Consider the following 23,587-nt stretch of genomic DNA (forward strand, 5'->3'; position numbering starts at 1 on the left):
TAAAGCAGGAAAAATGGCAACGTTTTTTTCTTTGATAACCGTTAATCTAGTCATCATTAGTTTACTACCTACATCGCAGGCCATGAAATGACCAATACTTGGGTAAAAAACGCTATCAGCGAAATAGAAGCCGATTTTCAACGCTCCGCTGATACACACCTAATTCGACTCAACTTGCCCGCTTTTCCCGGCATTTATCTCTATTTAAAGGATGAAAGTACACATCCAACAGGCAGTTTGAAGCACCGTTTAGCCCGCTCACTGTTTCTCTATGGTTTGTGTAATGGTTGGATAAAAGAAGGCACTACGATAATAGAGGCATCGTCAGGAAGCACCGCGGTATCTGAAGCCTATTTTGCACGTCTGATTGGTTTACCCTTTATTGCAGTAATGCCTAGTTGTACCGCCCGACGTAAAGTTGAACAAATCGCCTTCTATGGTGGCCGCTGCCATTTTGTTGAAAGTGCAGGGCAAATTTATGCCGCATCAGAACAATTGGCGCGCGAACTTAACGGTCACTATATGGATCAATTCACCTACGCCGAGCGGGCGACCGATTGGCGTGGCAACAATAACATCGCCGATAGTATCTTCCGCCAAATGGCCCGCGAACCTTTCCCAGTCCCTGACTATATTGTGATGAGTGCAGGTACTGGCGGCACATCGGCGACCTTAGGCCGCTATATCCGTTATCAAGGTCATGATACTCAGCTTGTGGTGGTTGATCCGGAAAATTCAGTATTTTATGACTGCTTCTGCAATCGTGACCGCGCAGTCACTGGCAGTTGTGGGAGCCGTATTGAAGGTATTGGCCGGCCACGTGCAGAGCCTTCATTTATTCCAGAAGTGATCGACAGTATGTTACGCGTACCGGATGCTGCCAGTATCGCTACCATTCATTGGTTAGAAGGTATTCTTGGCCGTAAAGTGGGAGCGTCAACCGGCACAAACGTCTGGGGAGCGCTGCAATTGGCCAAGAAAATGCGCGAAGAGGGTAAAAGCGGCGCGATTGTGACTTTGCTCTGTGATAGTGGTGAACGTTATCTTGATACCTACTACAACCCACCCTGGGTAAGCAGTAATATCGGCGACTTAACCCCCTTCAGCCATGAGTTAAACAACCTGTAGCTGACAGATAAAAGGGGCCTTGACACTGGCCCCTTTCGGAAGAAAAAAACCGGATGGTTATCCGGCTGGCTAATAGCTACCCCAACGTAAAGTACGCTGGGATATACCTCAGAATTCGGGGGAATAGGTGAGGTGTGGTGAACTTAGCCAATGTTGCAAATAGTGCGCCACGCCTTGTTGCTCGCAGCGTCCAATAACTTGTAATTGAGGTAACTCTTGCTTCAATTGTGGCAATGCATTTCCCATCACCAAACCACGACCCACTCGCGACAACATCTCTTTATCATTCATGGCATCACCAAATGCCATGCAATCTGCCAGAGTTAAATCGAGGTGGTGACTTAATCTCTCCAAAGCCGCCCCTTTATTACAACCGAGGGGTAAAACTTCCAGACACTCCAGCGCAGAGAAACAGAAGTCAGCTTTCCCCCCCATTTGCTGCTCAAGTTGAGTTTTCAGCTCAACCAGCTCTTCATGAGGCGCGATAAAACAAATTTTGTGATTGCCTGTCAGGGGCAATGTATCCCATTGAGTATGTTGGAACCGGAAACCACTGGTTTTATGTGCCGTCAACAGGGTGGAATCATTGCAGTCAGTAAACCAGCCCTCATCACGGAAGATATGAATACTGGCATTCGTTTGCCATGGTGCGTGTAGAGCAAATTCCACCAGTTCTGCAGGCAAATCCATGCCATAAAGCGGCTCCCCATCCATGCCACAGACGCGAGTACCATTACCAGTAATCAAATAGCCGTTAATACCTGAGTGGGATAAGATCCCTTTCATATCAATGTAATGTCGACCAGTCGCAAAGGTCAGGATGATGCCATTTTCCACCAATTGATGTAACGCGTTCAATGTCGCGCCACCAATATTATGGTCGCGCATCAGTAAAGTTCCATCCATATCAAAAGCGGCTAAACGGTACATTCAAAACCTCATAAAGAGTGAAACTGGTGATATGTATAAAATTATGGCGTAATATTTACGGAACTAATAGTGAACAATTAATTTAAACTGTTCTGTATTTAGCATCGATTCAATCAGTGGTCTATTTTTATGCGAGTGCTGGTGAGATTCAAATTGGCAGATAAGATAGCCCTAATGGAATAGGTTATTAATTATGCGCATTATTCACCGACTTGCCCAATATCAGCGTCTATACAAGAAGTTTGCAGACCAGCAGGTATCTACCACGGTAGGTGAAATTGCGGGTCTACTATTTTGCAGTGAACGTCATGCCCGCACCCTGATTCAGCAACTACAAGCGAACGACTGGCTCAGTTGGCACTCTCAGGTTGGCCGAGGAAAACGCGCGCAGTTGCAATGCCTGAAAAGCCCGGAAATACTCAGGGCAAGTTATCTGCAAATCTTTCTTGAGCAAGGTGATCATCAAGCCGCATTTGAATTAGCTCAGTTGGAACCTGAACGCCTCCAAGCGTTGTTGAACCCGCATATGGGTGGGCAGTGGCAAGCCGATAGCCCAATATTGCGAATCCCTTACTACCGCAAACTTGAACCATTAAACCCTCTTACCGCCACAGGCCGGGCTGAACAACACTTAATTTATACGTTACATGCGGGTTTGACTCGGTTTAATACCGGTGACCCACAGCCTCAACCCGATCTGGCCCATCACTGGCACGTCAGTGAAGATGGTTTAATCTGGCAATTCTTTTTACGTAGCCAATTGCGCTGGCATAACGGTGAACACATCCGTGGCGAACAATTATTACAAACACTGACACTGCTGCAGGAAAATACGCGCAGTCAGCCTAGTTTCGCCAATATTTTAACTATTACCCTGCCCCATGCTCTGTGTCTGCAATTTACGCTTTCTCGGCCTGATTACTGGCTGGCTCACCGATTAGCTGATTTACCCTGCCGGTTATTTCATCCAGAGCATCCGCTGCTAGGGGCTGGCCCTTTTAAGCTAGCCACGTTTGAACCGCATCTGGTGCGATTAGAACAGCATGAATTTTACCATTTGCAGCACCCTTATCTGGAAATCATCGAATACTGGATAACGCCAAGTCTGGCGATCCCCTCAACCGATGGCAGTTGTCAGCATCCGGTGCGCATCACCATCGGTCAAGAAGAGGATTTCCCTCTGGTTCGCCCTGTCCAGCGCAGTATGAGCCTTGGCTTTTGCTATCTGGCAATTAATCAGCACCGACATCATATGACTTCGCAGCAAACCGCTAAGTTACTGATGATCGTGCAAACCTCTGGAATATTGGAGGAGCTTTCCATCAAGCGCGGTATTATCACCCCCAGCCATGAGATGCTGCCGGGCTGGCCTATTCCACAATTTAGCACCAATGAAGACCCACCACTGCCAGACCATTTGGTATTGGTTTATCAGCCGCCAATGGAGCTTGAGACGGTCGCCATGCAACTCAAAACAGTTCTGGCTGTTCACGGCTGCACATTAGATATTCGCGCCAACAATGATAAGCAGTGGAAAAGTATTCGCCAAATTGAAGAAGCTGACTTATTGCTTGCAGACCATTTAGTTGGTGAATCACCTGAAGCGACGATGGAAAGTTGGCTCCGGCTTGACCCGCTGTGGCGTGGCATTCTCTCACCCGAACAGTGGGAACAGCAGCAAAAAACGCTGACCCGTATTCAGCAAATCGAACCCTCTCCAGAGCGCTTTCGCCAATTGCGCGCACATTACAATGAGTTAATGCTGTCAGGGCTGATTCTGCCACTGTTTAACTATCAATATCAGGTCAATGCCCCACCACGAATTAATGGTGTTACGTTAACTGCTTACGGCTGGTTCGACTTTAGTCAGGCGTGGCTCCCCCCAACTACAGTCTGATGGCCAAACGCACCTTGCTACCTTTTCTCGTGCTAACTGAGTACCATACTGTCAGTTCTTAATTTTGCTGTAGGGGATGACGTCCTTAAATCCCACAGCCGCACGAGGTAATAGCATGACACGCGCCGTCGTTGTTTTTAGTGGTGGGCAAGACTCCACCACCTGTTTAATCCAAGCATTACAGCAATATGATGAAGTCCACTGTATTACATTCGATTACGGGCAGCGCCACCGTGCAGAAATAGAGGTTGCCCAAAAATTGGCAACTGAACTTGGTGCTGCGGCTCACAAAGTCCTGGATGTCGGTATGCTCAATGAGTTAGCGGTTAGTAGCCTGACCCGCGACAGTATCCCCGTCCCTCTCTACAGTGAGGACGAAAAAGATGCTGTTCCCAGTACTTTTGTCCCTGGCCGTAATATTTTATTTCTTACCTTAGCGGCTATTTATGCATATCAGGTACAAGCTGAAGCCGTCATCACTGGGGTCTGCGAAACTGATTTCTCCGGCTATCCAGATTGCCGGGATGAGTTCGTTAAAGCACTCAACCATGCCATAGATTTAGGTATTGGCCGAGATATCGCGTTCATCACGCCTTTGATGTGGCTAGATAAGGCCGAAACCTGGGCCCTAGCCGATTATTATCAGCAACTCGAACGAGTCCGCCATAACACCCTCACCTGTTACAATGGAATTCAGGGTGATGGCTGCGGCCAATGTGCCGCATGTCATTTGCGTGCTAAAGGGTTAGAGTTTTATCTGGCGAATAAATCTAATGTTCTGCTGAGCCTAAAGCAAAAAACCGGATTGATTTAACTCTTTATTGTCGCTACCTCGTGCTATCCGGCCGAGGTAGCTATTAATAAGCAATAATTCGTTATGATTATAAATAGCAAAGCCGTTTCTTTTAGCGCTCCCGATTCACAAACTCCTCAAGTTTTTCGCGCAGCGCCCCTTCAATGGGCAATGCCTTTTGGCTACGTAAATCAATACAAACAAAAGTCAATTCCGCATCAGCGACAGCAATAGACTCTGGTTCCAGTGTGACAGTTTGCTTCATTACGCCGCTTTTACCATTCAGCCTCAATAGCTGACTATCAATGCGCAACAGATCACCCAATACTGCAGGCCGTCGGTAGTTAATATTGATATTAACTACGATAAAAGCGATTTGGTGTTCCGCCATCCACTGTGCTGCTGGTTCTCCCTCAAGCCACTCCCAACGCGCCTCTTCGAGAAACTCTAAGTAGCGGGCATTATTAACATGTTGAAAAACATCAATATGGAAACCCCTAACTTTAATATGAGTATGCATGACGACGAGCTTCTCCAGACAGTTAATTGTAATTATAGAGTGACGGGCACAACTGGTATGACCTCAAAAAGAAAGATTAGCAGAGGAAAAACACTTCATAGCACGCTGACTATATAATCTGGATCAGCATCACAGTTTTACCCCACCTTTGCGACTTACATTATGAAATACTGGGAATTATTCGTTATGAAAATAGTCAGGCAAACACTCTCTCGAATCTGCCTGACTGCCCTATTTATATCTTAATTCTGGTGCTATTTTTCTCTAGAAAAGAGGGACCAATCCCCGGGACTTCAAGCAGTTGTTCAGCCTCTGTAAAAGGGCCGAATTGCTCGCGATAGCTAACAATTGCCTCGGCTTTTTTCCTACCAACACCATTGAGGTACTGCGCTAACTGTTCTGCATCAGCACGATTAATATCAATTTGGCTTTGTAGACTATCTGATGCTTTATTTGCTGAGTGCTTGTCCGCTGTAGCGGTTACCGTCATTTTGTCCTGTACCACTTTTGATGCGTTACTGGATACGGTTACCTTACCTGACGAATGAAGCACTTTTTCTTGCGGGGAGCTACTGGCGGAACTTGCAGCTACTGCGTGGGCTGGAGAGTGGATATTTAAACCGGTTAATAGCAACGTAACTACAAATAATTTTCCTAGGGATTTCATGCTGTGTCCTCCTTGTATTTGACAGCATGACTACCTTGCCGTACCTCCCGACTCACCGCAAATGACAGATTTCAGATATGCGAAAGGCCGCCAAAGCGACCTTTCGTTGTTACATCGATTTGCAAATGAATGCGAGACTTATTGCGGTTGCTGCTGCTCCGCAGGCCCCATCTTGATAGTCGCCTGTTTGTGCAGGTTAGCCATCAACGCATCAAAAGTGACACCGCTGGAACCCTCTTGCATTTTAGCAATAAAGGTTTTCATTTCACCTTCCGGCAATTTACCCGGCGTCACTGATAACAGTTCAATCAATACAATGTTGTCCTGACGGTCCTGAGACAAACCATAAACCGGTTGGTCTTTTTGCGGATGAGGCAATGCAAAGATGGTCTGCACCAGTTGATCATCATCTGGTGCCCGCGACAAGGTTTTCTTCTCACCGAAGCTGATACCCGCGGCTTTCATGGCTTCTTCGCCTTTACCTTGTTTCAGCGCCGTTAGGATCTTCTCACCATCAACTCGTGCCAGTTGTTCTGCTTTCTGGCGTTTCACCAATTCAGCAACTTGATCACGAACTTGAGCGAATGGCTCAATGCCTTCTGGTTTATGCCCATCAATACGAATAACAAACGCACGATCACCATCAACAGTGATGACATCTGAGTTGCTACCCGGTGCGCCATTCTCACCCACTAAACCGCCATCAAAGATGGCTTGAACAACAGGTTTGAAATTAACTTCAGCGGGTACCGTATCACGGGTAAACCAATCTGTTTGTTTGGCTTTAGCCCCTGCTGCTTCTTCGGCGGAGGCCAAAGACTCGTTATCACTGGTTGCCGCTTCGCTCACTTTTTGCTGTAACGCGTAATAAGCATCAACCGCTTTTTCCTGCTTAACCTGTTTAGCCAGCGCATCATGCACTTCAGATAATGGTTTAACTTGCTCTGGCTTGATGTCATTCAAACGGACAATCAAGTAGCCTACAGAAGATTTAACTACATCAGATAACTGACCTTTTTCAGTCAGATTAGCTTGTTTCAGTTCATCCGCAGTAGTTTCTGGCTCCAACCAACCCAATTCACCGCCATTCTTACGAGAGATGATATCGGTAGATTTCTCTTTTGCCATCGCGGAAAAATCAGCACCTTTTTTCAGTTCATCCAGTGCAGCTTTGGCTTCTGCTTCGGTTTTAAACTGAATAACACTGTAATTACGCTGTTCTGGTTGGGTGTAGCTGCTTTTGTGTTGGTCGTAATAAGCAGAAATGTCTTCTTCGGTAACCGTAATCTTGTCCTGCATCGCTGCAGCATCCATCACAATGAAACTGACTTTCATCTGTTCCGGCGCGATGAAGCTATTTTTGTTCTGATCATAGTAGGCTTGCAGCTCTTCATCGGTCACTTTTTGCTGTGCTTGCAGAGCTTTAAGGTCGATGGTTGCCAAGCGGACTTCACGTTGCTGCAAAATCAGCTCTGACATGGCTTGTGCTTCGACAGGAAGAACAAAACCAGTATCGCCAAAGGCTTGCAGCAATTGTTGATTAATGAGCTGCTGACGTTGTAATTGAGCAAATTGATCTGGGGTGTAACCCATGCGATTAACCAGCTCAAGATATTTGCTGTTATCGAACTTACCATCAGTTTGGAAATAAGGTGCCTGGCGAATGGCATCTTTAACTTGTTCGTCGCTCGCTGTCAGGCCCAGTTTTTTAGCATATTGGTCAAGTAACATATTGTTGACCAACTGCCCAAGAACTTGCTGGCGCAGTTGCAGCATGTAGCCTTCGTTCGCAGCCAGTGCGGAGAACTGTTCACCTAATTGCTGTTGCAAGCGGCCACGTTCACTCTGTACAGCCTGTTCTAACTGAGCACGACTAATCTCTTGGCCATTAACCTTGGCGGCGAAGTCGTTGGAACCACCAATCAGATAGCTGCCAACCCCAGTCAGGATAAAGGACAACATGATCAAGGCCAGAATGATTTTGAGCACGACGTTATTAGCAGCCGCGCGTAAATTGTCCATCATAATGTGACAATACTCCGCTGTAATATGGATTAAAACTGTTGCGCAGGTCTAAATAAACCCAGCATTCCTTGCGACAGCCCTTCGTGCTGCTGCGCGTTAAAACTGCTTATTGTACTTTCTTACTACTGCATTTTTTACTCAAAAGGCTACCGACATTTTTTCGACAAACCAGAATGTTACGTAAGTTCAGCGCTAAGTCAGTTCAACTGCCTAAACGAAAAAAAAGCGCATCATTAACGATGCGCCTTGTATCTTACCTTACCAGCTCAACTGCGTCAGGTTATTGTTTAACACAAACGCAGGTGAGAATTGACGCGGCAATCAGTTTACAGCGTCTTTCAGACCCTTGCCGGCCTTGAAGCCTGGTACTTTAGCTGCTGGAATACTGATTTCTTTACCAGTCTGAGGGTTACGGCCAGTTCGTGCAGCACGCTCACGAACTGTAAAAGAACCAAAACCAACCAGAGCTACTTCATCCCCATCTTTCAAGGTATCAGTAACAGAAGAAATAATTGCATCCAATGCGCGCCCAGCGGCCGCTTTAGAAATATCAGCACCTGCGGCAATTTTGTCGATCAGTTGTGACTTATTCACTCTTTCATCCCCTTTAGAATTCTATCGTCGCGCCGAAAATCCCTACGGACAACACGACAGCGCAGCTGTTATATCAATCCTGCCCGACCTTAGCAAGCAGCCCAAAGGCTTAAACTTTTGCCAGACAGCCGAACTAACTTAGCCGCACAAAAAATAGCTGGCAAGTAGCATTTCACTCACCAGCATCAGTTTTATCAATACTTTTTGCGATCCGTCACTATTTTGACGCTACCGGCTGTGCCCCGAAGGCTGGATTTTGCAAAGCAATGGCTAAAACATCATCAATCCGTTTAACCGGGTGAATCTCCAGATCAGCAATAACGTTATCCGGAATCTCTTCTAAATCACGTTTATTATCATCTGGAATCAGCACCACTTTGATCCCACCACGGTGAGCGGCCAGTAATTTCTCTTTTAAACCACCGATAGGTAATACTAAACCACGTAAAGTGATTTCGCCGGTCATCGCCACATCGGCCCGAACTGGGTTACCGGTCAAGCAAGAAACCAATGCGGTACACATTGCAATACCTGCGCTTGGACCATCTTTCGGTGTCGCACCTTCAGGCACATGCACGTGAATATCACGTTTTTCATAAAAATCAGGGTTAATGCCCAATTTATCTGCACGTGCGCGCACCACCGTCAATGCGGCCTGAATTGACTCTTGCATGACTTCGCCCAGCGAACCGGTGTAAGTCAGTTTACCTTTACCCGGAACACAGGCCGTTTCGATAGTCAGCAAATCGCCGCCGACTTCGGTCCATGCCAAGCCAGTGACTTGACCAACACGGTTTTCAGTATCAGCACGGCCATAATCGACTTTCTGTACACCTAAGAAATCTTTCAGATTGTCGCCTGTGATTTCAATGTGCTTAACCGTTTTATCCATCAGCAGATTTTTTACCGCTTTCCGACACAGTTTGGAGATTTCACGTTCCAAACTACGTACCCCTGCTTCACGGGTGTAATAACGGATAATGCTCATAATGGCGCTATCGTCGATGGTCAGCTCGCCTTTTTTGATGGCGTTGCGCTCAAATTGTTTTGGCAGCAGATGCTGCTTGGCAATATTGAGTTTCTCATCTTCGGTATAGCCAGACAGACGGATAACTTCCATACGATCCAGCAGTGGGGCCGGAATATTCATGGAGTTAGACGTTGCTACAAACATGACATCTGACAGATCATAATCCACTTCCAGATAGTGATCGTTAAATGCGACGTTTTGTTCTGGATCTAATACTTCAAGCAATGCAGAGGCAGGATCACCACGCATATCAGATGCCATTTTGTCGATCTCATCTAACAGGAAAAGTGGGTTTTTCACTCCAACTTTTGCCATTTTCTGGATCAATTTACCTGGCATAGAACCAATATAGGTACGGCGGTGACCGCGAATTTCCGCTTCATCACGCACGCCACCCAATGCCATGCGCACATATTGGCGCCCGGTTGCTTTGGCAATAGACTGCCCCAAGGAGGTTTTACCTACCCCAGGAGGCCCTACCAGACACAAAATTGGCCCTTTAATTTTGCTAACCCGGCTTTGTACTGCGAGGTATTCCAAAATACGATCTTTAACACGTTCTAAGCCGTAGTGGTCGGTATCCAGAACTTCCTGCGCTTTGACCAGATCTTTTTTCACTTTACTGCGGCTGTTCCACGGAACCTGCAACATCCAATCAATGTAACCACGAACAACGGTGGCCTCCGCCGACATCGGCGACATCATTTTCAGTTTTTGCAGTTCAGCTTCTGTTTTTTCACGCGCATCTTTCGGCATTTTGGCCGCTTCGATTTTGCGTTTTAATGCTTCATGTTCGTCTGGTGCGTCATCCATCTCGCCCAGTTCTTTCTGAATAGCTTTCATTTGCTCATTCAGATAGTACTCACGCTGGCTCTTTTCCATCTGTTTTTTGACGCGATTACGAATCCGTTTTTCAACCTGCAACAGGTCAATTTCAGACTCCATCATCGCCATCAGATATTCCAGACGCTCGGTCACATCGAACATTTCCAGAACAGCTTGCTTATCATTTAATTTCAACGGCATATGTGCCGCGATAGTGTCAGCAAGACGTGCCGCATCATCAATACTGTGCAATGAAGCCAGTACCTCTGGTGGGATTTTTTTGTTCAGTTTGATGTAACCTTCAAACTGATTAATCGCCGTGCGAACCAGCACTTCTTGCTCGCGATCGTCCATCACCGGTGATTCTAAATATTCTGCTTGAGCAGCAAAGTGCTCACCGCTGTCGGAAAGCGTGGTAATACGCGCACGCTGTAGCCCTTCAACCAGCACTTTGACTGTGCCATCAGGCAATTTAAGCATTTGCAGAATTGAGGCTACAGTGCCGACTGAAAACAGATCGTTGATACCAGGCTCATCAGTTGAGGCTTCTTTCTGCGCAACCAGCATGATTTTTTTATCATGGTCCATTGCCGCTTCCAGGCACCGAATCGACTTTTCCCGGCCGACAAACAGTGGAATCACCATATGCGGATAAACCACCACATCGCGCAGAGGCAATACAGGGATTTCTATGCGTTCGGAACGCTCAGGGTTCATAGAGCTCTCTCTTAGTTTAGCTTCCGCCAGATTACTGGGAATCTCGTGAAACACGAATCATCACGAGTTTCACTAAATAGGTAATTGAGTATATGGGGACGAATGTCTTACATTCAACGATTACAATGCGAGGAAAAAGAAATGGGGGATAAAATCCCCCATTGTCGTACTAACCATCTGGATTATTTGGCTAATTATTCGCCAGAAGCTTGAGCTTCAGGCTGACCATAAATTAGCATTGGCGCAGACTGACCAGCAATAACTGACTCGTCTACTACGACTTTTTCCACACTGTCCATTGATGGCAAGTCATACATGGTATCGAGCAAAGCAGCTTCTACGATAGAACGCAGGCCACGAGCACCGGTTTTACGCGCCATCGCTTTTTTAGCGATAGCGGTCAACGCTTCATCACGGAACTCAAGCTCTACCCCTTCAAGATTGAACAATGCCTGATATTGTTTCGTCAGAGCGTTTTTCGGCTCTTTTAGAATCTGAATCAGAGCATCTTCGCTCAACTCGCTCAAGGTCGCTACAACAGGTAAACGGCCGATAAACTCAGGGATTAAACCGAATTTAATTAAGTCTTCTGGCTCTGCCTGGCGTAATAATTCACCTTCAGTCGCCTTTTCTGACTTACCTTTTACTGTGGCACCAAAGCCAATACCGCTACCGGTGTTAATACGCTGCCCGATAACTTTATCCAAGCCCGCGAAAGCACCACCACAGATAAACAGAATCTTAGAGGTATCAACCTGCAAAAACTCCTGCTGAGGATGTTTACGGCCACCTTGCGGCGGAACAGCAGCAATAGTCCCTTCGATCAATTTCAACAGGGCCTGTTGCACACCTTCACCCGACACATCACGGGTGATAGATGGGTTATCAGACTTGCGTGAAATTTTATCAATTTCATCGATATAGACGATACCGCGCTGTGCTTTCTGCACATCGTAATCACATTTCTGCAGCAACTTCTGAATGATGTTTTCAACATCTTCACCCACATAACCGGCTTCAGTCAGTGTGGTTGCATCTGCCATCGTAAATGGCACATCCAAGAAGCGAGCCAGCGTTTCCGCCAACAGCGTTTTACCACTGCCTGTCGGGCCAATCAGCAGAATGTTACTTTTACCCAATTCGATACCATTGCTGGTGTCGCCATTGCGTAAACGTTTGTAGTGGTTATACACCGCAACCGCCAATACTTTTTTCGCCGGTTCTTGCCCGATGACGTAATCATCAAGGTGGCGACGAATTTCGTGTGGCGTTGGCAGCGAGCTACGCTCGCGGTGCGGTGCGACTTCTTTGATCTCTTCGCGAATAATGTCGTTACACAAATCGACACATTCATCGCAGATATACACTGACGGCCCGGCAATTAGCTTACGCACTTCATGCTGGCTTTTGCCGCAGAAAGAGCAATACAGCAGCTTTCCAGAACCGTCTTTGCGCTTATCTGTCATCAGTAAACCTCTTCTTTAATATCTGCCACATCGAAAACCTGCGGCAGGGAGACTATTCTCGCAACTTCTGTACGCCACGTTAGCCTTCAACGGACAGTCGACATCATATGGAGTGAACAAACAATACGCAACCTGGCTAATTAAGCATCGCGATTTGTTCTATTTACATTCACTATAGTATATCGGCTCACAGAAATAAGTCGTTAGTCACGACGGGTGAACACAGAATCGACTAAACCGTATTCTACAGCCTGTTCGGCAGACAGGAAACGGTCGCGCTCAGTGTCTCTCTCTATTTCTTCGAGAGATTTTCCCGTGTGATGCGCCATCAGTTCGTTCATGCGTGATTTCACTTTTAAAATCTCTTTTGCATGAATTTCAATATCTGTGGCCTGGCCCTGGAAGCCGCCCAACGGTTGATGAATCATCACCCGCGAATTCGGCAGGCAGAAACGTTTACCTTTGGCACCCGCAGTCAACAAGAATGCGCCCATCGAACACGCCTGGCCCATACAAATAGTGCTGACATCAGGCTTAATAAATTGCATGGTGTCATAAATTGACATCCCGGCAGTAATCACCCCACCTGGTGAGTTGATATACAGGAAAATGTCTTTTTCCGGATTCTCTGCTTCCAGAAACAGCATTTGCGCTGTGATCAAGTTGGCCATATGGTCTTCAACTTGACCGGTCAGAAAAATGATGCGCTCTTTCAGCAGACGGGAGAAGATATCGTAAGAACGCTCCCCACGTGAAGTCTGCTCAACTACCATTGGCACCAGAGCCATGTTAGGTGCAAATTGATCTCGTTCGCCACTGTATGACATTACCGTCTCCTAATAGAATTTACTTTGGCGCCATTCATAACCGATTCTACTTGAGATAAGCAATGATGACTATGTTCATGCATCAAGGTCGCATGCAAACAGTCTGGTTATCCAGACTCATTTGACGGTGGTATTCAGCCAGTGTTTTATCAACATCGAATATGAACGTCTATTAAGTTAATTGGGGGATTAATATTCTTTTTCAAGTCCCACACACATTTTTCAACCTAACCATCGTTCGCGATCCCTGCCGTAATCCCGACGCCGTATTAATAAATTATTTGTTAATGACTTCATTTCACTTTTCAAATATAGCGCAGATTACAGCGAAACATGCCAGATTAATCATACTATTGAGGGATTATTGTTACTAAAAGAAAAAGCCCGTAGCCAAAGGCGACGGGCTTAATCCGTTTACTACGCTAAAAAAACATTACGCAGTCGTGGTCTGATTCATCAGTTCACTAAAGGTCGTTGGTTTTTCAGTTACTTTGGCTTTAGCCAGCAGAGTTTCTACGGCTTGTTCTTCCAGAGCAACATTGCGCATATTGTTCATCAGCTCTTTGTTTTTGCTGTAGAACTCAATCACTTCTTGTGGATCTTCGTAAGCAGAAGCCATTTCTTCGATCAGTGCTTTCACACGATCTTCATCAGCTTTCAGCTCGTGCTGGCTGATAACCTCACCCAGCAACAGACCAACAACAACGCGACGTTTAGCTTGTTCTTCGAACAATTCACGTGGCAGTTCAGCAGCTTGTTTCTCGTTACCACCGAAACGCTGTGCAGCTTGACGGCGCAGAACGTCGATTTCACCTTCAACCAGTGCTGCTGGAACGTCGATTTCGTTAGCACTAACCAGACCGTCGATTGCCTGAGTTTTAACACGGTTACGCACTGCACCTTTCAGCTCACGTTCCATGTTTTTGCGCACTTCAGCACGCAGACCCGCTAATGAACCATCAGCAACGCCGAAACGTTTGATGAATTCTTCAGTGAGTTCTGGCAATTCACGCACTTCAACTTTTTTCAACACGATGTCGAATTTAGCTGATTTACCTTTCAGGTTTTCTGCGTGGTAATCTTCTGGGAAGTTGACGTCGATGGTGAATTCTTCACCGGCTTTATGGCCGATTACACCTTCTTCGAAACCTGGGATCATACGACCCTGGCCCATTGCCAGCACGAAATCAGATGCTTTGCCACCTTCGAACACTTCACCGTCGATAGAACCAGTGAAATCCAGAGTGACGCGATCTTCAGCCGTTACTGCAGCGTCAGTTTCTTTCCAAGTTGCTTGTTGCTTACGCAGAGTTTCCAGCATGGTATCAACGTCAGCGTCATTAACTTCAACAACTGGCTTTTCAACTTCAATGCTTTCCAGATCTTTCAGCTCAACTTCCGGATACACTTCAAACTCAACGGAATAAGTAAAATCTTCACCCTGCTTGTACTGGCCCGGCACATAGTTTGGCGCGCCCGCTGGGTTGATTTTTTCTTTAATGATCGCATCAACGAAATTACGTTGCATCAGATCACCCAGCACATCCTGACGAACTGATGCGCCGTAACGCTGTTCAACGATGTTCATTGGCACATGGCCTTTACGGAAACCGTCGATACGAACATTTTTAGCGGCTTTAACTAATTCGCTTTTTACTGCTTTCTCAATGCTGTCAGCAGCAACAGTAATTGTTACACGGCGGCCAAGGCCTTGAGTGGTTTCAACAGAAACTTGCATCTTGTTACCTCAAAAAAATCACAGTGCTCGGTCAACTCCAGAAGCTGCAACGAAGCAGCACCATTACCCTTTCAGGAATGATGCGAACTCTGAAAACACCCTCTAAGAACCGGGACGGCCGCATTAAACAGAACCGAGTATCCCAGATGTCAGAAGCGTCCCGAAACCATTCCGGAAAAATAAGACGCGACATTATAGCGGCGCACAGGTTATGAGTCGAGGAAAGCAAGCGAATGTTGTCGCGGTAAAATTCACGCGTGAATCGTTCCCTCGGCTAAAACTCCTGCGGCGCACCGATTAAACTAAGACGTCGCCTATACAGAAACAGAAGCGGCCCTATAGGCCGCTCGCAAAATTCTCACCTACTAATACCCTAAATCAGACCAGAATTACTACTGTTATCCGGTTTGTATTTGATTACGCTCGCAGATTAAGCCAGTGTACCCGCGCCACGACAAGAAGGTGAAGCCGGTACAGTATCTTGTAACCCCGCCCACTCTTTTTGAGTGTAAGTATGTAAGGCCAGCGCATGAACAGTGCTTGCCAGCTCATCAGCCAACGCACTATAAATCGCGCGATGGCGATTCAGAAAGCGTTGATCTTGAAATTTATTGCTGACGATCACAATTTTAAAATGACTTTCAGAACCCGCGGGAACATTGTGGCGATAACTTTCATTAATCACCTCCAGATGATCCGGTTCGAATGCCCTTTTTAGTTTTTCTTCAATTTGTTCTCGAATCAAAATCATCATGCTCTCCTTACTACTGAGGCAGAAAACTGCCTACTATTTATTACAATATTAGTTGATTTTCGCTGTTTTATAACATTTCAGATACAAAATATCCTGAATATCTCTGCATCGGGATCTTCCACCCGTCAATCGCGGTGATATGATGTGGCAACTGCAAACTTGCAAAATAACATGGCTGCTATCCCGCTCTGATTATTAAAAAATTCCATAACTATTGAGAAAGTGAACATGCTAAAGAAAATTCTTTTCCCGCTGTTGGCGGTTTTTATATTGGCGGGTTGTGCTGCCAGTAACAACACCTTGAATGTCACCCCGAAAGTCGTATTACCACCACAAGACCCAACATTAATGGGGATTACTATCAGCATTAATGGGGCAGACCAGCGTCAGGACTCTGCACTGGCTAAAGTCAATCGTGATGGCCAACTGGTCGTGTTGACCCCATCTCGTGATCTGCGGTTCCTGTTACAAGAAGTGCTTGAAAAGCAAATGACCGCCCGTGGTTACATGATTGGTACTAATGCACCTGTTGATCTGCAAATTGTTGTCAATCAACTGTATGCCGATGTACAAGAAGGTAACCTGCGCTACAACATCACCACGAAAGCCGATATTTCTATTACCGCTACCGCGAAAAATGGCAATAAACAGGTGAAGAATTACCGTGCCAGCTACAATGTTCAGGGCGCATTTACTGCGACCAATGAAAAGATTACTGACGCAGTGAATACCGTATTAAGCGATGTTATTGCCGATATGGCGCAAGACACTAGCGTCAGCAGCTTTATCAAGCAAAATGCCCGTTAATTGGTTGTGCGTTTAACATCATGATTACTGCTTAACAGAATGCTCTGCCCCGCTCACGGGGTGGAGCATGTAGGTCTCACATGCCCAATCGCTATTCAAATCTTTTTACCCAGCGCAATTCTCTTGTTCTGCTATTGTTGGGTTTTGCTTCAGGCCTTCCTCTGGCCCTTACGGGCGGAACGCTGCAAGCCTGGATGACGGTCGAAAACGTCAGCCTGAAAACTATTGGTATCTTTTCGCTGGTCGGTCAGGCTTACGTATTTAAGTTCCTCTGGTCCCCGTTGATGGACCGCTACACTCCCTCATTCCTTGGCCGTCGACGTGGTTGGTTGCTGGTCAGTCAGTTGTTATTAATTGTGGCTATTATCGCCATGGGCTTTATGGAGCCTGCCAAACATTTATGGTGGCTGGCCGCAATTGCCGTGCTGGTTGCCTTCTGCTCTGCATCACAAGATATTGTTTTTGATGCCTATAAAACCGATTTGCTCGCAGCGGAAGATCGCGGTACAGGGGCGGCAGTTTCCGTCTTAGGCTATCGTCTCGCCATGTTGGTGTCGGGTGGGTTAGCGCTATGGATAGCTGACCGCTATCTTGGCTGGCAATCCACTTACTGGCTGATGGCTGGGTTAATGCTAATTGGGGTGTTTGCCACGCTGTTTGCCCCTGAACCTGAGATTCGAATTGCCCCACCAAAAACGCTGGAGCAGGCAATTGTTGAGCCGTTGCGTGATTTTTTTGGTCGTAATAATGCATGGCTGATTCTGCTGCTGATTGTGTTGTACAAAATGGGGGATGCATTTGCAGCCAGCCTCAGTACAACGTTCCTGATCCGTGGAGTCGGTTTTGATGCCGGCGAAGTCGGGCTGGTTAATAAAACGCTAGGGTTGATTGCCACTATTATTGGCGCTCTGTATGGCGGTTTGCTGATGCAGCGCTTGAGTTTATTCCGCGCATTGATGATTTTCGGGATTTTACAAGCGATCTCCAACATTGGTTATTGGCTATTATCCATCACCGACAAGAATATAATCTCCATGGGCAGCGCTATCTTCTTGGAGAACTTGTGTGGGGGAATGGGAACTGCGGCATTTGTTGCACTGCTGATGACGCTTTGTAATAAATCGTTCTCCGCCACACAATTTGCGTTGTTATCGGCACTTTCTGCGGTAGGTCGAGTTTATGTCGGCCCAATTGCTGGATGGTTCGTTGAGACGCACGGTTGGCCGCTGTTTTATTTGTTTTCAATTGCTGCCGCGATTCCCGGTTTGCTTCTGCTTTATATCTGCCGACAGACGCTGGAACATACCCAGAAAACAGATGAATTTATGCCTCGAACAGCGTTCAAAACAGCTTATCGTTGGGCGCTACGCTTTTTAACGATTGGCTGCATATTATTAGGTGCATGGTTAGTTTTACTGATCTGTAACGCTCTGGATTGGACGGCAGTCCCACAAATAGCCGATATATTGTTGCTACGCGGCATTCAGCTCAGTGTGGTCGGCATGGTTCTTGGCGGGGTATTGGATTATCTTGCGCTAAGACGAGAAAAATTAGCTTAATAAACCACACTCATTAACCAAAGCCGGCACTTGTGCCGGCTTTTTTGCATTTATCAGCCCGCTCCACTCATTCTACTCTCGGAAGAACCCTGCATATTTATTGAACCAAGTCACAAATTACAGCAACACTTGCAAAATATTATTCACAAAATGAGACCTGCATCACCTCGAGCTATTTATCCTTTCGTGCTCTGAGACTATGATGTGCGCACTTTTTGTTAAGGACTGTGTCCTTTTATTTCTCCTGATATCTTTCAACTACACAGAGGCATTTATGCGTAAAATTCTTCTCGGCGCTGTCGCGCTGACTGCGGTCACGGTGGCTCCCGCCGTACAAGCTGAATACCAGTGGGGATTTGCTAATATCAGCATGAACTATCTTGACTGGACCCGCAGCACTACGCATAAATCAGGTGATTCTTCGCACAAAGATGACTTTGCTTATATCGAACTTGAAGGTGGTGCAGGTTATAGCTGGGGTGAGGTCTACGGCTTCTTTGATTTAGAAAACCCATTCAACTCAAAAACGGCGCAACCGGGTGATAACCAGCGCTATACCTTCAAAACAACAGGCCGCTACTATTTAGGTGATTCCGGCTTCAACCTGTATGGTCATCTTTATGGCACTTACTCGCTACCGAGTGCTGAAGGTAACAATTACAGCAACTTCCACGAAGTAAATACCCTGTACGGTATCGGCTATAACGCCACCGTAGCAGGTGTCTGGATGAAACCTTTCGTCGCATTGCATTATGTTGACCAAACCTATTACTCAGGTAATAACGGTTATGTAGTGGGCTGGGTTGCAGGTTATGACTTCACCGCATTCGATGAAAACTTCAGTATCACCAACTGGAATGAACTGGAGTTTAATCGCGCTGAACGTTATGCCGCAGGTAACGGTGGCCGTAATGGGGTAAATGGTGCCATTGCACTTTGGTGGACACCGGTAAAACAATTCACTACTGGTATTCAGTACCGTTATGCTTATAACAAATTGGGTGAAGATTTCTTACAAGACGGTATCGTTTACTCAATTAAATATAATTTCTAGTTAAATGATTCTGGGGTGACTATTTATAGCGCCCCTGAATATATTTTATTTTACCGTGTCATCACATATTATTTACATAAAATAAGCCTAGGTAATAATTTAAAATCAGTATTTCCCATGAATAAAACGCTAATTACCGTTGTTTTTCCTTAACATCTAGCGATTCTCCACCAGTCACTATCGCCAACATATTGTTGCTATTAGTAAATTGTCACGCATGGCAACATCTGTGACCCCCTTAACATAAAGTGTCAACAAGCCGCTGACACAATCTTAAGCATGTTTACAGTCCTGCAACCTTCCCGTAAAATGCCCGCACACATGAAACGACAATAGAGCCCTTTTGTAATTGAGGTCGTTAGATGAGACTTAAGAAATACATTAAAAATATGGGTATGTTGTCTTTATTAGCAGCCACGGTAATGCTCAGTGGTTGCGATATGGTATTGATGAATCCCAAAGGCGCAATCGGAGTCGAACAAAAAACACTGATACTTACTGCTATCGGTTTAATGTTGATCGTCGTAATTCCGGTTATTTTTATGGCGTTTGCTTTTGCATGGAAGTACCGCGCGTCCAACAAAAGTGCGACCTACACCCCAAACTGGTCCCATTCCAACAAAATTGAGCTTGTTGTTTGGGCTGTTCCAATCATTATCATCGCTATTTTGGCAACGATAACCTGGAAAACCTCCCACGAACTTGACCCGTTCAAACCGCTTGAAGTGGCTGGCAAAGAACCGATCACTATTGAAGTGGTCTCCCTTGACTGGAAATGGCTATTTATCTATCCAGAACAAGGTATTGCTACAGTAAATGAACTGGCTTTCCCTACTGATGTTCCGGTGAACTTCAAAATCACCTCTAACTCAGTAATGAACTCGTTCTTTATCCCTCAGTTAGGCGGGCAGATTTATGCGATGGCCGGGATGCAAACCAAACTGCATCTGATCGCCAACGAAGCCGGTAAATACAATGGTATTTCCAGTAGCTTCAGCGGCAAAGGCTTCTCTGGTATGAAATTTACTGCGATAGCGACACCAACGCAGGAAGACTTCAACCAGTGGGTCGCACAAGTGAAAAAATCGCCAAATACCCTTAATACCACTGACGATTTCAATAAGCTGGCTGAACCGAGTGAAAATAACCCGGTTGAGTATTTCTCCAGTGTTAAACCGGAGCTGTTTAAAGGAATTATTGGCAAGTTTATGGGCGATATGAACATGCACCAGAAAGGCAATGACCCCCATAAAGGTATGGACATGAGCCAGGGCATGGATATGGGCGAACACGCCGCTCACGCCGGAGCCGAGGAATAAAACGATGTTGGGAAAATTAACACTTGATGCGGTTCCGCTACACGAACCAATCATTATGGTTACCGTTGCTGCAATTGTTCTGGGTGGGCTGGCTCTTGTCGCCGCTCTGACCTATTTTGGCAAATGGAAATGGTTATGGAGCGAATGGCTGACCTCGGTTGACCATAAAAAAATCGGTATCATGTACATTCTGGTCGCCATGGTCATGCTGTTGCGTGGCTTTGCCGATGCTATCATGATGCGCAGCCAGCAAGCACTTGCTTCAGCTGGTGAGGCTGGGTTCCTCCCGCCTCATCACTATGATCAGATTTTCACGGCGCACGGCGTTATCATGATTTTCTTCATGGCGATGCCTTTTGTCGTCGGCTTGATGAACGTGGTTGTACCGCTACAAATCGGCGCTCGTGACGTCGCCTTCCCGTTCCTGAACTCACTGAGCTTCTGGTTCTTTGTCGTCGGGGTGGTGTTAATTAACATCTCTCTGGGGGTCGGTGAATTCGCACAAACCGGTTGGTTGGCTTATCCGCCACTGTCGGGTAAAGAGTACAACCCTGGTGTCGGGGTCGATTACTGGATCTGGAGTCTACAGATTTCGGGTCTTGGGACCTTGTTGACCGGTGTTAACTTCTTCGCAACTATTTTGAAAATGCGTGCACCAGGCATGTCGATGATGAAGATGCCTGTCTTCACATGGGCGGCACTCTGCACCAACATTTTGATTATCGTTTCTTTCCCAATCCTGACAGTGACCGTCGCGTTACTGACACTGGACCGTTACCTTGGCACCCATTTCTTTACCAATGATATGGGTGGCAACATGATGATGTACATCAACCTGATTTGGGCCTGGGGCCATCCGGAAGTGTACATTTTGGTGCTGCCAGTATTCGGTGTGTTCTCCGAAGTGACTGCGACTTTCTCAAGAAAGCGTCTGTTTGGTTACACCTCTTTAGTCTGGGCAACCATCGCCATTACCGTACTGTCGTTTATTGTTTGGCTACACCACTTCTTCACCATGGGGTCCGGTGCCAACGTTAACGCCTTCTTCGGTATAGCCACGATGATCATTTCCATCCCTACTGGGGTGAAAATCTTCAACTGGTTGTTCACCATGTACCAAGGCCGCATTCAGTTTAACTCTGCAATGTTGTGGACTGTTGGCTTCATCATCACCTTCTCTATCGGTGGAATGACCGGTGTTCTGCTCGCCGTTCCGGGTGCAAACTTTGTCCTGCATAACAGCCTGTTCCTGATTGCGCACTTCCATAACGTGATTATCGGTGGTGTGGTATTCGGTTGCTTCGCTGGCCTGACTTACTGGTGGCCTAAGTCCTTCGGCTTCACGCTGAATGAAAAATGGGGCATCCGTGCATTCTGGTTCTGGATTATTGGTTTCTTCGTCGCCTTTATGCCGCTGTACGTACTGGGCTTCATGGGTATGACCCGTCGTCTAAGCCAAGACATCAACCCGGAATTCCACCCGATGTTGATGGTAGCTGCAGGCGGTGCAGCACTGATTGCATGCGGTATCTTGTGTCAGGTTATCCAAGTGTTTGTCAGTATTCGCGACCGCGAGCAAAATCGCGATCTGACGGGTGACCCATGGGGTGGCCGTACACTGGAGTGGTCTACCTCTTCCCCACCGCCGTTCTATAACTTCGCCGTTGTTCCTGAAGTTGTTGACCGTGACGAATTCTGGGATATGAAAGAGAAAGGCGAAGCATACAAACGCCCAGCGAAATACGAAGAGATCCACATGCCGAAGAATACCGGTGCAGGTGTGATTATTGCTGGCTTCAGCTTGATCTTTGGCTTTGCCATGATCTGGTATATCTGGTGGCTAGCCATCGTTGGCTTCGTCGGCATGATTGTGACCTGGATTGTGAAAAGCTTCGACGAGGATGTTGATTACTATGTGCCGGTTGCAGAAGTTGAGCGCATTGAAGATCTTCATTATGAACAAATCAGCAAAGCAGGCGTGAATCATGTCAACTGAAACTCTGACTAACCACAACGTCGCCCATGCAGAGCATGGGCATCACGATGCGGGAGCGACGAAAGTATTCGGCTTCTGGATCTACCTGATGAGCGACTGTATTTTGTTTGCGACCTTATTCGCAACTTATGCAGTGCTGGTAAACGGGACCGCTGGCGGTCCTTCAGGACGGGATATCTTCGACTTGAACTTTGTTCTGGTCGAAACCTTCCTGTTACTGTTCAGTAGTATTACTTACGGCATCGCTATGCTGGGCATGAATAAAGGCCATAAAAACCAAGTAAACACTTGGTTAGGTCTGACTTTCCTGTTCGGCCTAGGCTTTGTGGCAATGGAAATCTATGAATTCCATCACCTGATTGCTGAAGGCTATGGTCCGGACCGCAGTGCGTTCCTGTCCAGCTTCTTTGCACTGGTTGCCACCCACGGTATTCACGTTACTGCTGGCCTGGTTTGGATCATCATTATGATGATTCAAGTAGCAAAACGCGGCCTGAATGAGACGAACCGTACCCGCCTGATGTGTCTGAGCTTGTTCTGGCACTTCTTAGACGTGGTTTGGATCTGCGTATTCACCGTTGTCTATCTGTTAGGAGCCATGTAATGAGTCATCCAACAACTACTCACGGTGGAGCCAGCCACGGTAGCTTGAAGTCATATCTTATTGGCTTCATTCTGTCGGTCATTCTGACAGTTATTCCATTTGCTATGGTGATGAGCGGTACCGCCTCCCATACGACTATTCTGGCCACAGTGGTCGGTTTAGCCGTGGTGCAGATTATTGTGCACCTGGTGTACTTCCTGCATATGAATGGATCGTCCGAAGAACGTTGGAATCTGGTGGCGTTCCTGTTCACCGCTATGATTATCGCAATCGTTGTTGTGGGCTCACTCTGGATTATGTACAACCTCAACATCAATATGATGGTTGACTGAAGAGC

At 46.5% G+C, this 23,587-nt stretch carries 20 protein-coding genes; 10 read left to right on the forward strand and 10 right to left on the reverse strand.

The features are described 5' to 3' along the window. The first annotated feature begins 87 nt into the window (after nucleotides 1-87). Complete coding sequence (locus tag ACIOG0_RS16310) at nucleotides 88-1,128, forward strand: PLP-dependent cysteine synthase family protein (protein ID WP_050099137.1); 1,041 nt, start codon at nucleotides 88-90, stop codon at nucleotides 1,126-1,128. Between the two features lie 108 nt (nucleotides 1,129-1,236). On the opposite strand, the gene cof is transcribed toward ACIOG0_RS16310, so the two are convergent. After that, nucleotides 1,237-2,058 (reverse strand): HMP-PP phosphatase, encoded by an 822-nt coding sequence (cof, locus tag ACIOG0_RS16315; RefSeq protein WP_050139916.1) that lies wholly within the window; start codon nucleotides 2,056-2,058, stop codon nucleotides 1,237-1,239. A 193-nt stretch (nucleotides 2,059-2,251) separates the two neighbouring features. Here cof and ACIOG0_RS16320 point away from each other — a divergent pair, with 193 nt between their 5' ends. Further along, nucleotides 2,252-3,955, forward strand: a complete 1,704-nt coding sequence (locus ACIOG0_RS16320; protein WP_050139917.1) for an SgrR family transcriptional regulator — start codon at nucleotides 2,252-2,254, stop codon at nucleotides 3,953-3,955. 115 nt (nucleotides 3,956-4,070) lie between these two features. After that, the gene (gene queC / locus ACIOG0_RS16325) at nucleotides 4,071-4,769 is read left to right on the forward strand and encodes a 7-cyano-7-deazaguanine synthase QueC (protein ID WP_050139918.1); all 699 of its coding nucleotides are present in this window, start codon (nucleotides 4,071-4,073) and stop codon (nucleotides 4,767-4,769) included. 91 nt (nucleotides 4,770-4,860) lie between these two features. On the opposite strand, the gene ACIOG0_RS16330 is transcribed toward queC, so the two are convergent. The 9 genes from ACIOG0_RS16330 to bolA all read right to left on the reverse strand — a co-directional run bounded on the left by ACIOG0_RS16330 (nucleotide 4,861) and on the right by bolA (nucleotide 15,908). Further along, nucleotides 4,861-5,268, reverse strand: a complete 408-nt coding sequence (locus ACIOG0_RS16330) for a YbgC/FadM family acyl-CoA thioesterase (protein ID WP_050099144.1) — start codon at nucleotides 5,266-5,268, stop codon at nucleotides 4,861-4,863. A 235-nt stretch (nucleotides 5,269-5,503) separates the two neighbouring features. Beyond that, nucleotides 5,504-5,935 (reverse strand): ComEA family DNA-binding protein, encoded by a 432-nt coding sequence (locus ACIOG0_RS16335; RefSeq protein WP_128451612.1) that lies wholly within the window; start codon nucleotides 5,933-5,935, stop codon nucleotides 5,504-5,506. Nucleotides 5,936-6,073: 138 nt separating this feature from the next. Beyond that, the gene (gene ppiD / locus ACIOG0_RS16340; RefSeq protein ID WP_128451613.1) at nucleotides 6,074-7,960 is read right to left on the reverse strand and encodes a peptidylprolyl isomerase; all 1,887 of its coding nucleotides are present in this window, start codon (nucleotides 7,958-7,960) and stop codon (nucleotides 6,074-6,076) included. Between the two features lie 321 nt (nucleotides 7,961-8,281). Further along, nucleotides 8,282-8,554: a nucleoid-associated protein HU-beta gene (gene hupB, locus ACIOG0_RS16345; RefSeq protein WP_050099149.1), complete on the reverse strand. Its 273-nt coding sequence runs from the start codon at nucleotides 8,552-8,554 to the stop codon at nucleotides 8,282-8,284. A gap of 217 nt (nucleotides 8,555-8,771) precedes the next feature. Beyond that, nucleotides 8,772-11,126: an endopeptidase La gene (gene lon / locus ACIOG0_RS16350; RefSeq protein ID WP_050077342.1), complete on the reverse strand. Its 2,355-nt coding sequence runs from the start codon at nucleotides 11,124-11,126 to the stop codon at nucleotides 8,772-8,774. Nucleotides 11,127-11,320: 194 nt separating this feature from the next. Beyond that, a complete protein-coding gene (gene clpX, locus ACIOG0_RS16355) occupies nucleotides 11,321-12,592 on the reverse strand; it encodes an ATP-dependent protease ATP-binding subunit ClpX (RefSeq protein WP_050099151.1) in 1,272 nt (423 codons plus the stop codon). A 203-nt stretch (nucleotides 12,593-12,795) separates the two neighbouring features. Beyond that, nucleotides 12,796-13,419 (reverse strand): ATP-dependent Clp endopeptidase proteolytic subunit ClpP, encoded by a 624-nt coding sequence (gene clpP, locus ACIOG0_RS16360; protein ID WP_004714577.1) that lies wholly within the window; start codon nucleotides 13,417-13,419, stop codon nucleotides 12,796-12,798. A gap of 433 nt (nucleotides 13,420-13,852) precedes the next feature. Then, nucleotides 13,853-15,157: a trigger factor gene (gene tig, locus ACIOG0_RS16365; RefSeq protein ID WP_050099152.1), complete on the reverse strand. Its 1,305-nt coding sequence runs from the start codon at nucleotides 15,155-15,157 to the stop codon at nucleotides 13,853-13,855. A gap of 430 nt (nucleotides 15,158-15,587) precedes the next feature. Continuing rightward, complete coding sequence (gene bolA, locus ACIOG0_RS16370; RefSeq protein WP_072086593.1) at nucleotides 15,588-15,908, reverse strand: transcriptional regulator BolA; 321 nt, start codon at nucleotides 15,906-15,908, stop codon at nucleotides 15,588-15,590. Between the two features lie 231 nt (nucleotides 15,909-16,139). On the opposite strand from bolA, the gene ACIOG0_RS16375 reads away from it, so the two are divergent. The 7 genes from ACIOG0_RS16375 to ACIOG0_RS16405 all read left to right on the forward strand — a co-directional run bounded on the left by ACIOG0_RS16375 (nucleotide 16,140) and on the right by ACIOG0_RS16405 (nucleotide 23,582). Beyond that, nucleotides 16,140-16,718, forward strand: coding sequence for a lipoprotein (locus tag ACIOG0_RS16375; RefSeq protein WP_050099154.1), 579 nt, complete (start codon nucleotides 16,140-16,142; stop codon nucleotides 16,716-16,718). A gap of 80 nt (nucleotides 16,719-16,798) precedes the next feature. Then, nucleotides 16,799-18,277 (forward strand): muropeptide MFS transporter AmpG, encoded by a 1,479-nt coding sequence (gene ampG, locus ACIOG0_RS16380; RefSeq protein WP_050139922.1) that lies wholly within the window; start codon nucleotides 16,799-16,801, stop codon nucleotides 18,275-18,277. Between the two features lie 274 nt (nucleotides 18,278-18,551). Continuing rightward, nucleotides 18,552-19,331 carry an outer membrane protein OmpK gene (locus tag ACIOG0_RS16385; RefSeq protein WP_050099157.1) on the forward strand — a complete coding sequence of 260 codons (780 nt, stop codon included), beginning with the start codon at nucleotides 18,552-18,554 and terminating at the stop codon, nucleotides 19,329-19,331. Between the two features lie 362 nt (nucleotides 19,332-19,693). Further along, the gene (gene cyoA / locus ACIOG0_RS16390; protein ID WP_050099158.1) at nucleotides 19,694-20,650 is read left to right on the forward strand and encodes a cytochrome o ubiquinol oxidase subunit II; all 957 of its coding nucleotides are present in this window, start codon (nucleotides 19,694-19,696) and stop codon (nucleotides 20,648-20,650) included. 4 nt (nucleotides 20,651-20,654) lie between these two features. Beyond that, the gene (cyoB, locus tag ACIOG0_RS16395; protein WP_050099160.1) at nucleotides 20,655-22,646 is read left to right on the forward strand and encodes a cytochrome o ubiquinol oxidase subunit I; all 1,992 of its coding nucleotides are present in this window, start codon (nucleotides 20,655-20,657) and stop codon (nucleotides 22,644-22,646) included. Further along, nucleotides 22,636-23,250: a cytochrome o ubiquinol oxidase subunit III gene (locus ACIOG0_RS16400; RefSeq protein ID WP_005163525.1), complete on the forward strand. Its 615-nt coding sequence runs from the start codon at nucleotides 22,636-22,638 to the stop codon at nucleotides 23,248-23,250. Before cyoB ends, ACIOG0_RS16400 begins: the two co-directional genes overlap by 11 nt. Beyond that, complete coding sequence (locus ACIOG0_RS16405; protein WP_025377412.1) at nucleotides 23,250-23,582, forward strand: cytochrome o ubiquinol oxidase subunit IV; 333 nt, start codon at nucleotides 23,250-23,252, stop codon at nucleotides 23,580-23,582. Before ACIOG0_RS16400 ends, ACIOG0_RS16405 begins: the two co-directional genes overlap by 1 nt. The last annotated feature ends 5 nt before the right edge of the window (nucleotides 23,583-23,587 follow it).

This window comes from Yersinia vastinensis, assembly GCF_044905075.1.
Taxonomy (GTDB): domain Bacteria; phylum Pseudomonadota; class Gammaproteobacteria; order Enterobacterales; family Enterobacteriaceae; genus Yersinia; species Yersinia vastinensis.

Bases quoted from the DNA above. Each gene is read 5' to 3' on its own strand.
- ACIOG0_RS16400 (WP_005163525.1), top strand. From the start codon at position 22,636: ATGTCAACTGAAACTCTGACTAACCACAACGTCGCCCATGCAGAGCAT.
- cof (WP_050139916.1), bottom strand. From the start codon at position 2,058: ATGTACCGTTTAGCCGCTTTTGATATGGATGGAACTTTACTGATGCGC.
- lon (WP_050077342.1), bottom strand. From the start codon at position 11,126: ATGAACCCTGAGCGTTCCGAACGCATAGAAATCCCTGTATTGCCTCTG.
- ACIOG0_RS16330 (WP_050099144.1), bottom strand. From the start codon at position 5,268: ATGCATACTCATATTAAAGTTAGGGGTTTCCATATTGATGTTTTTCAA.
- queC (WP_050139918.1), top strand. From the start codon at position 4,071: ATGACACGCGCCGTCGTTGTTTTTAGTGGTGGGCAAGACTCCACCACC.
- ampG (WP_050139922.1), top strand. From the start codon at position 16,799: ATGCCCAATCGCTATTCAAATCTTTTTACCCAGCGCAATTCTCTTGTT.
- cyoA (WP_050099158.1), top strand. From the start codon at position 19,694: ATGAGACTTAAGAAATACATTAAAAATATGGGTATGTTGTCTTTATTA.
- ACIOG0_RS16385 (WP_050099157.1), top strand. From the start codon at position 18,552: ATGCGTAAAATTCTTCTCGGCGCTGTCGCGCTGACTGCGGTCACGGTG.
- clpX (WP_050099151.1), bottom strand. From the start codon at position 12,592: ATGACAGATAAGCGCAAAGACGGTTCTGGAAAGCTGCTGTATTGCTCT.
- clpP (WP_004714577.1), bottom strand. From the start codon at position 13,419: ATGTCATACAGTGGCGAACGAGATCAATTTGCACCTAACATGGCTCTG.
- ACIOG0_RS16310 (WP_050099137.1), top strand. From the start codon at position 88: ATGACCAATACTTGGGTAAAAAACGCTATCAGCGAAATAGAAGCCGAT.
- ACIOG0_RS16335 (WP_128451612.1), bottom strand. From the start codon at position 5,935: ATGAAATCCCTAGGAAAATTATTTGTAGTTACGTTGCTATTAACCGGT.
- cyoB (WP_050099160.1), top strand. From the start codon at position 20,655: ATGTTGGGAAAATTAACACTTGATGCGGTTCCGCTACACGAACCAATC.
- ACIOG0_RS16320 (WP_050139917.1), top strand. From the start codon at position 2,252: ATGCGCATTATTCACCGACTTGCCCAATATCAGCGTCTATACAAGAAG.
- bolA (WP_072086593.1), bottom strand. From the start codon at position 15,908: ATGATTTTGATTCGAGAACAAATTGAAGAAAAACTAAAAAGGGCATTC.
- tig (WP_050099152.1), bottom strand. From the start codon at position 15,157: ATGCAAGTTTCTGTTGAAACCACTCAAGGCCTTGGCCGCCGTGTAACA.
- ACIOG0_RS16375 (WP_050099154.1), top strand. From the start codon at position 16,140: ATGCTAAAGAAAATTCTTTTCCCGCTGTTGGCGGTTTTTATATTGGCG.
- ppiD (WP_128451613.1), bottom strand. From the start codon at position 7,960: ATGATGGACAATTTACGCGCGGCTGCTAATAACGTCGTGCTCAAAATC.
- ACIOG0_RS16405 (WP_025377412.1), top strand. From the start codon at position 23,250: ATGAGTCATCCAACAACTACTCACGGTGGAGCCAGCCACGGTAGCTTG.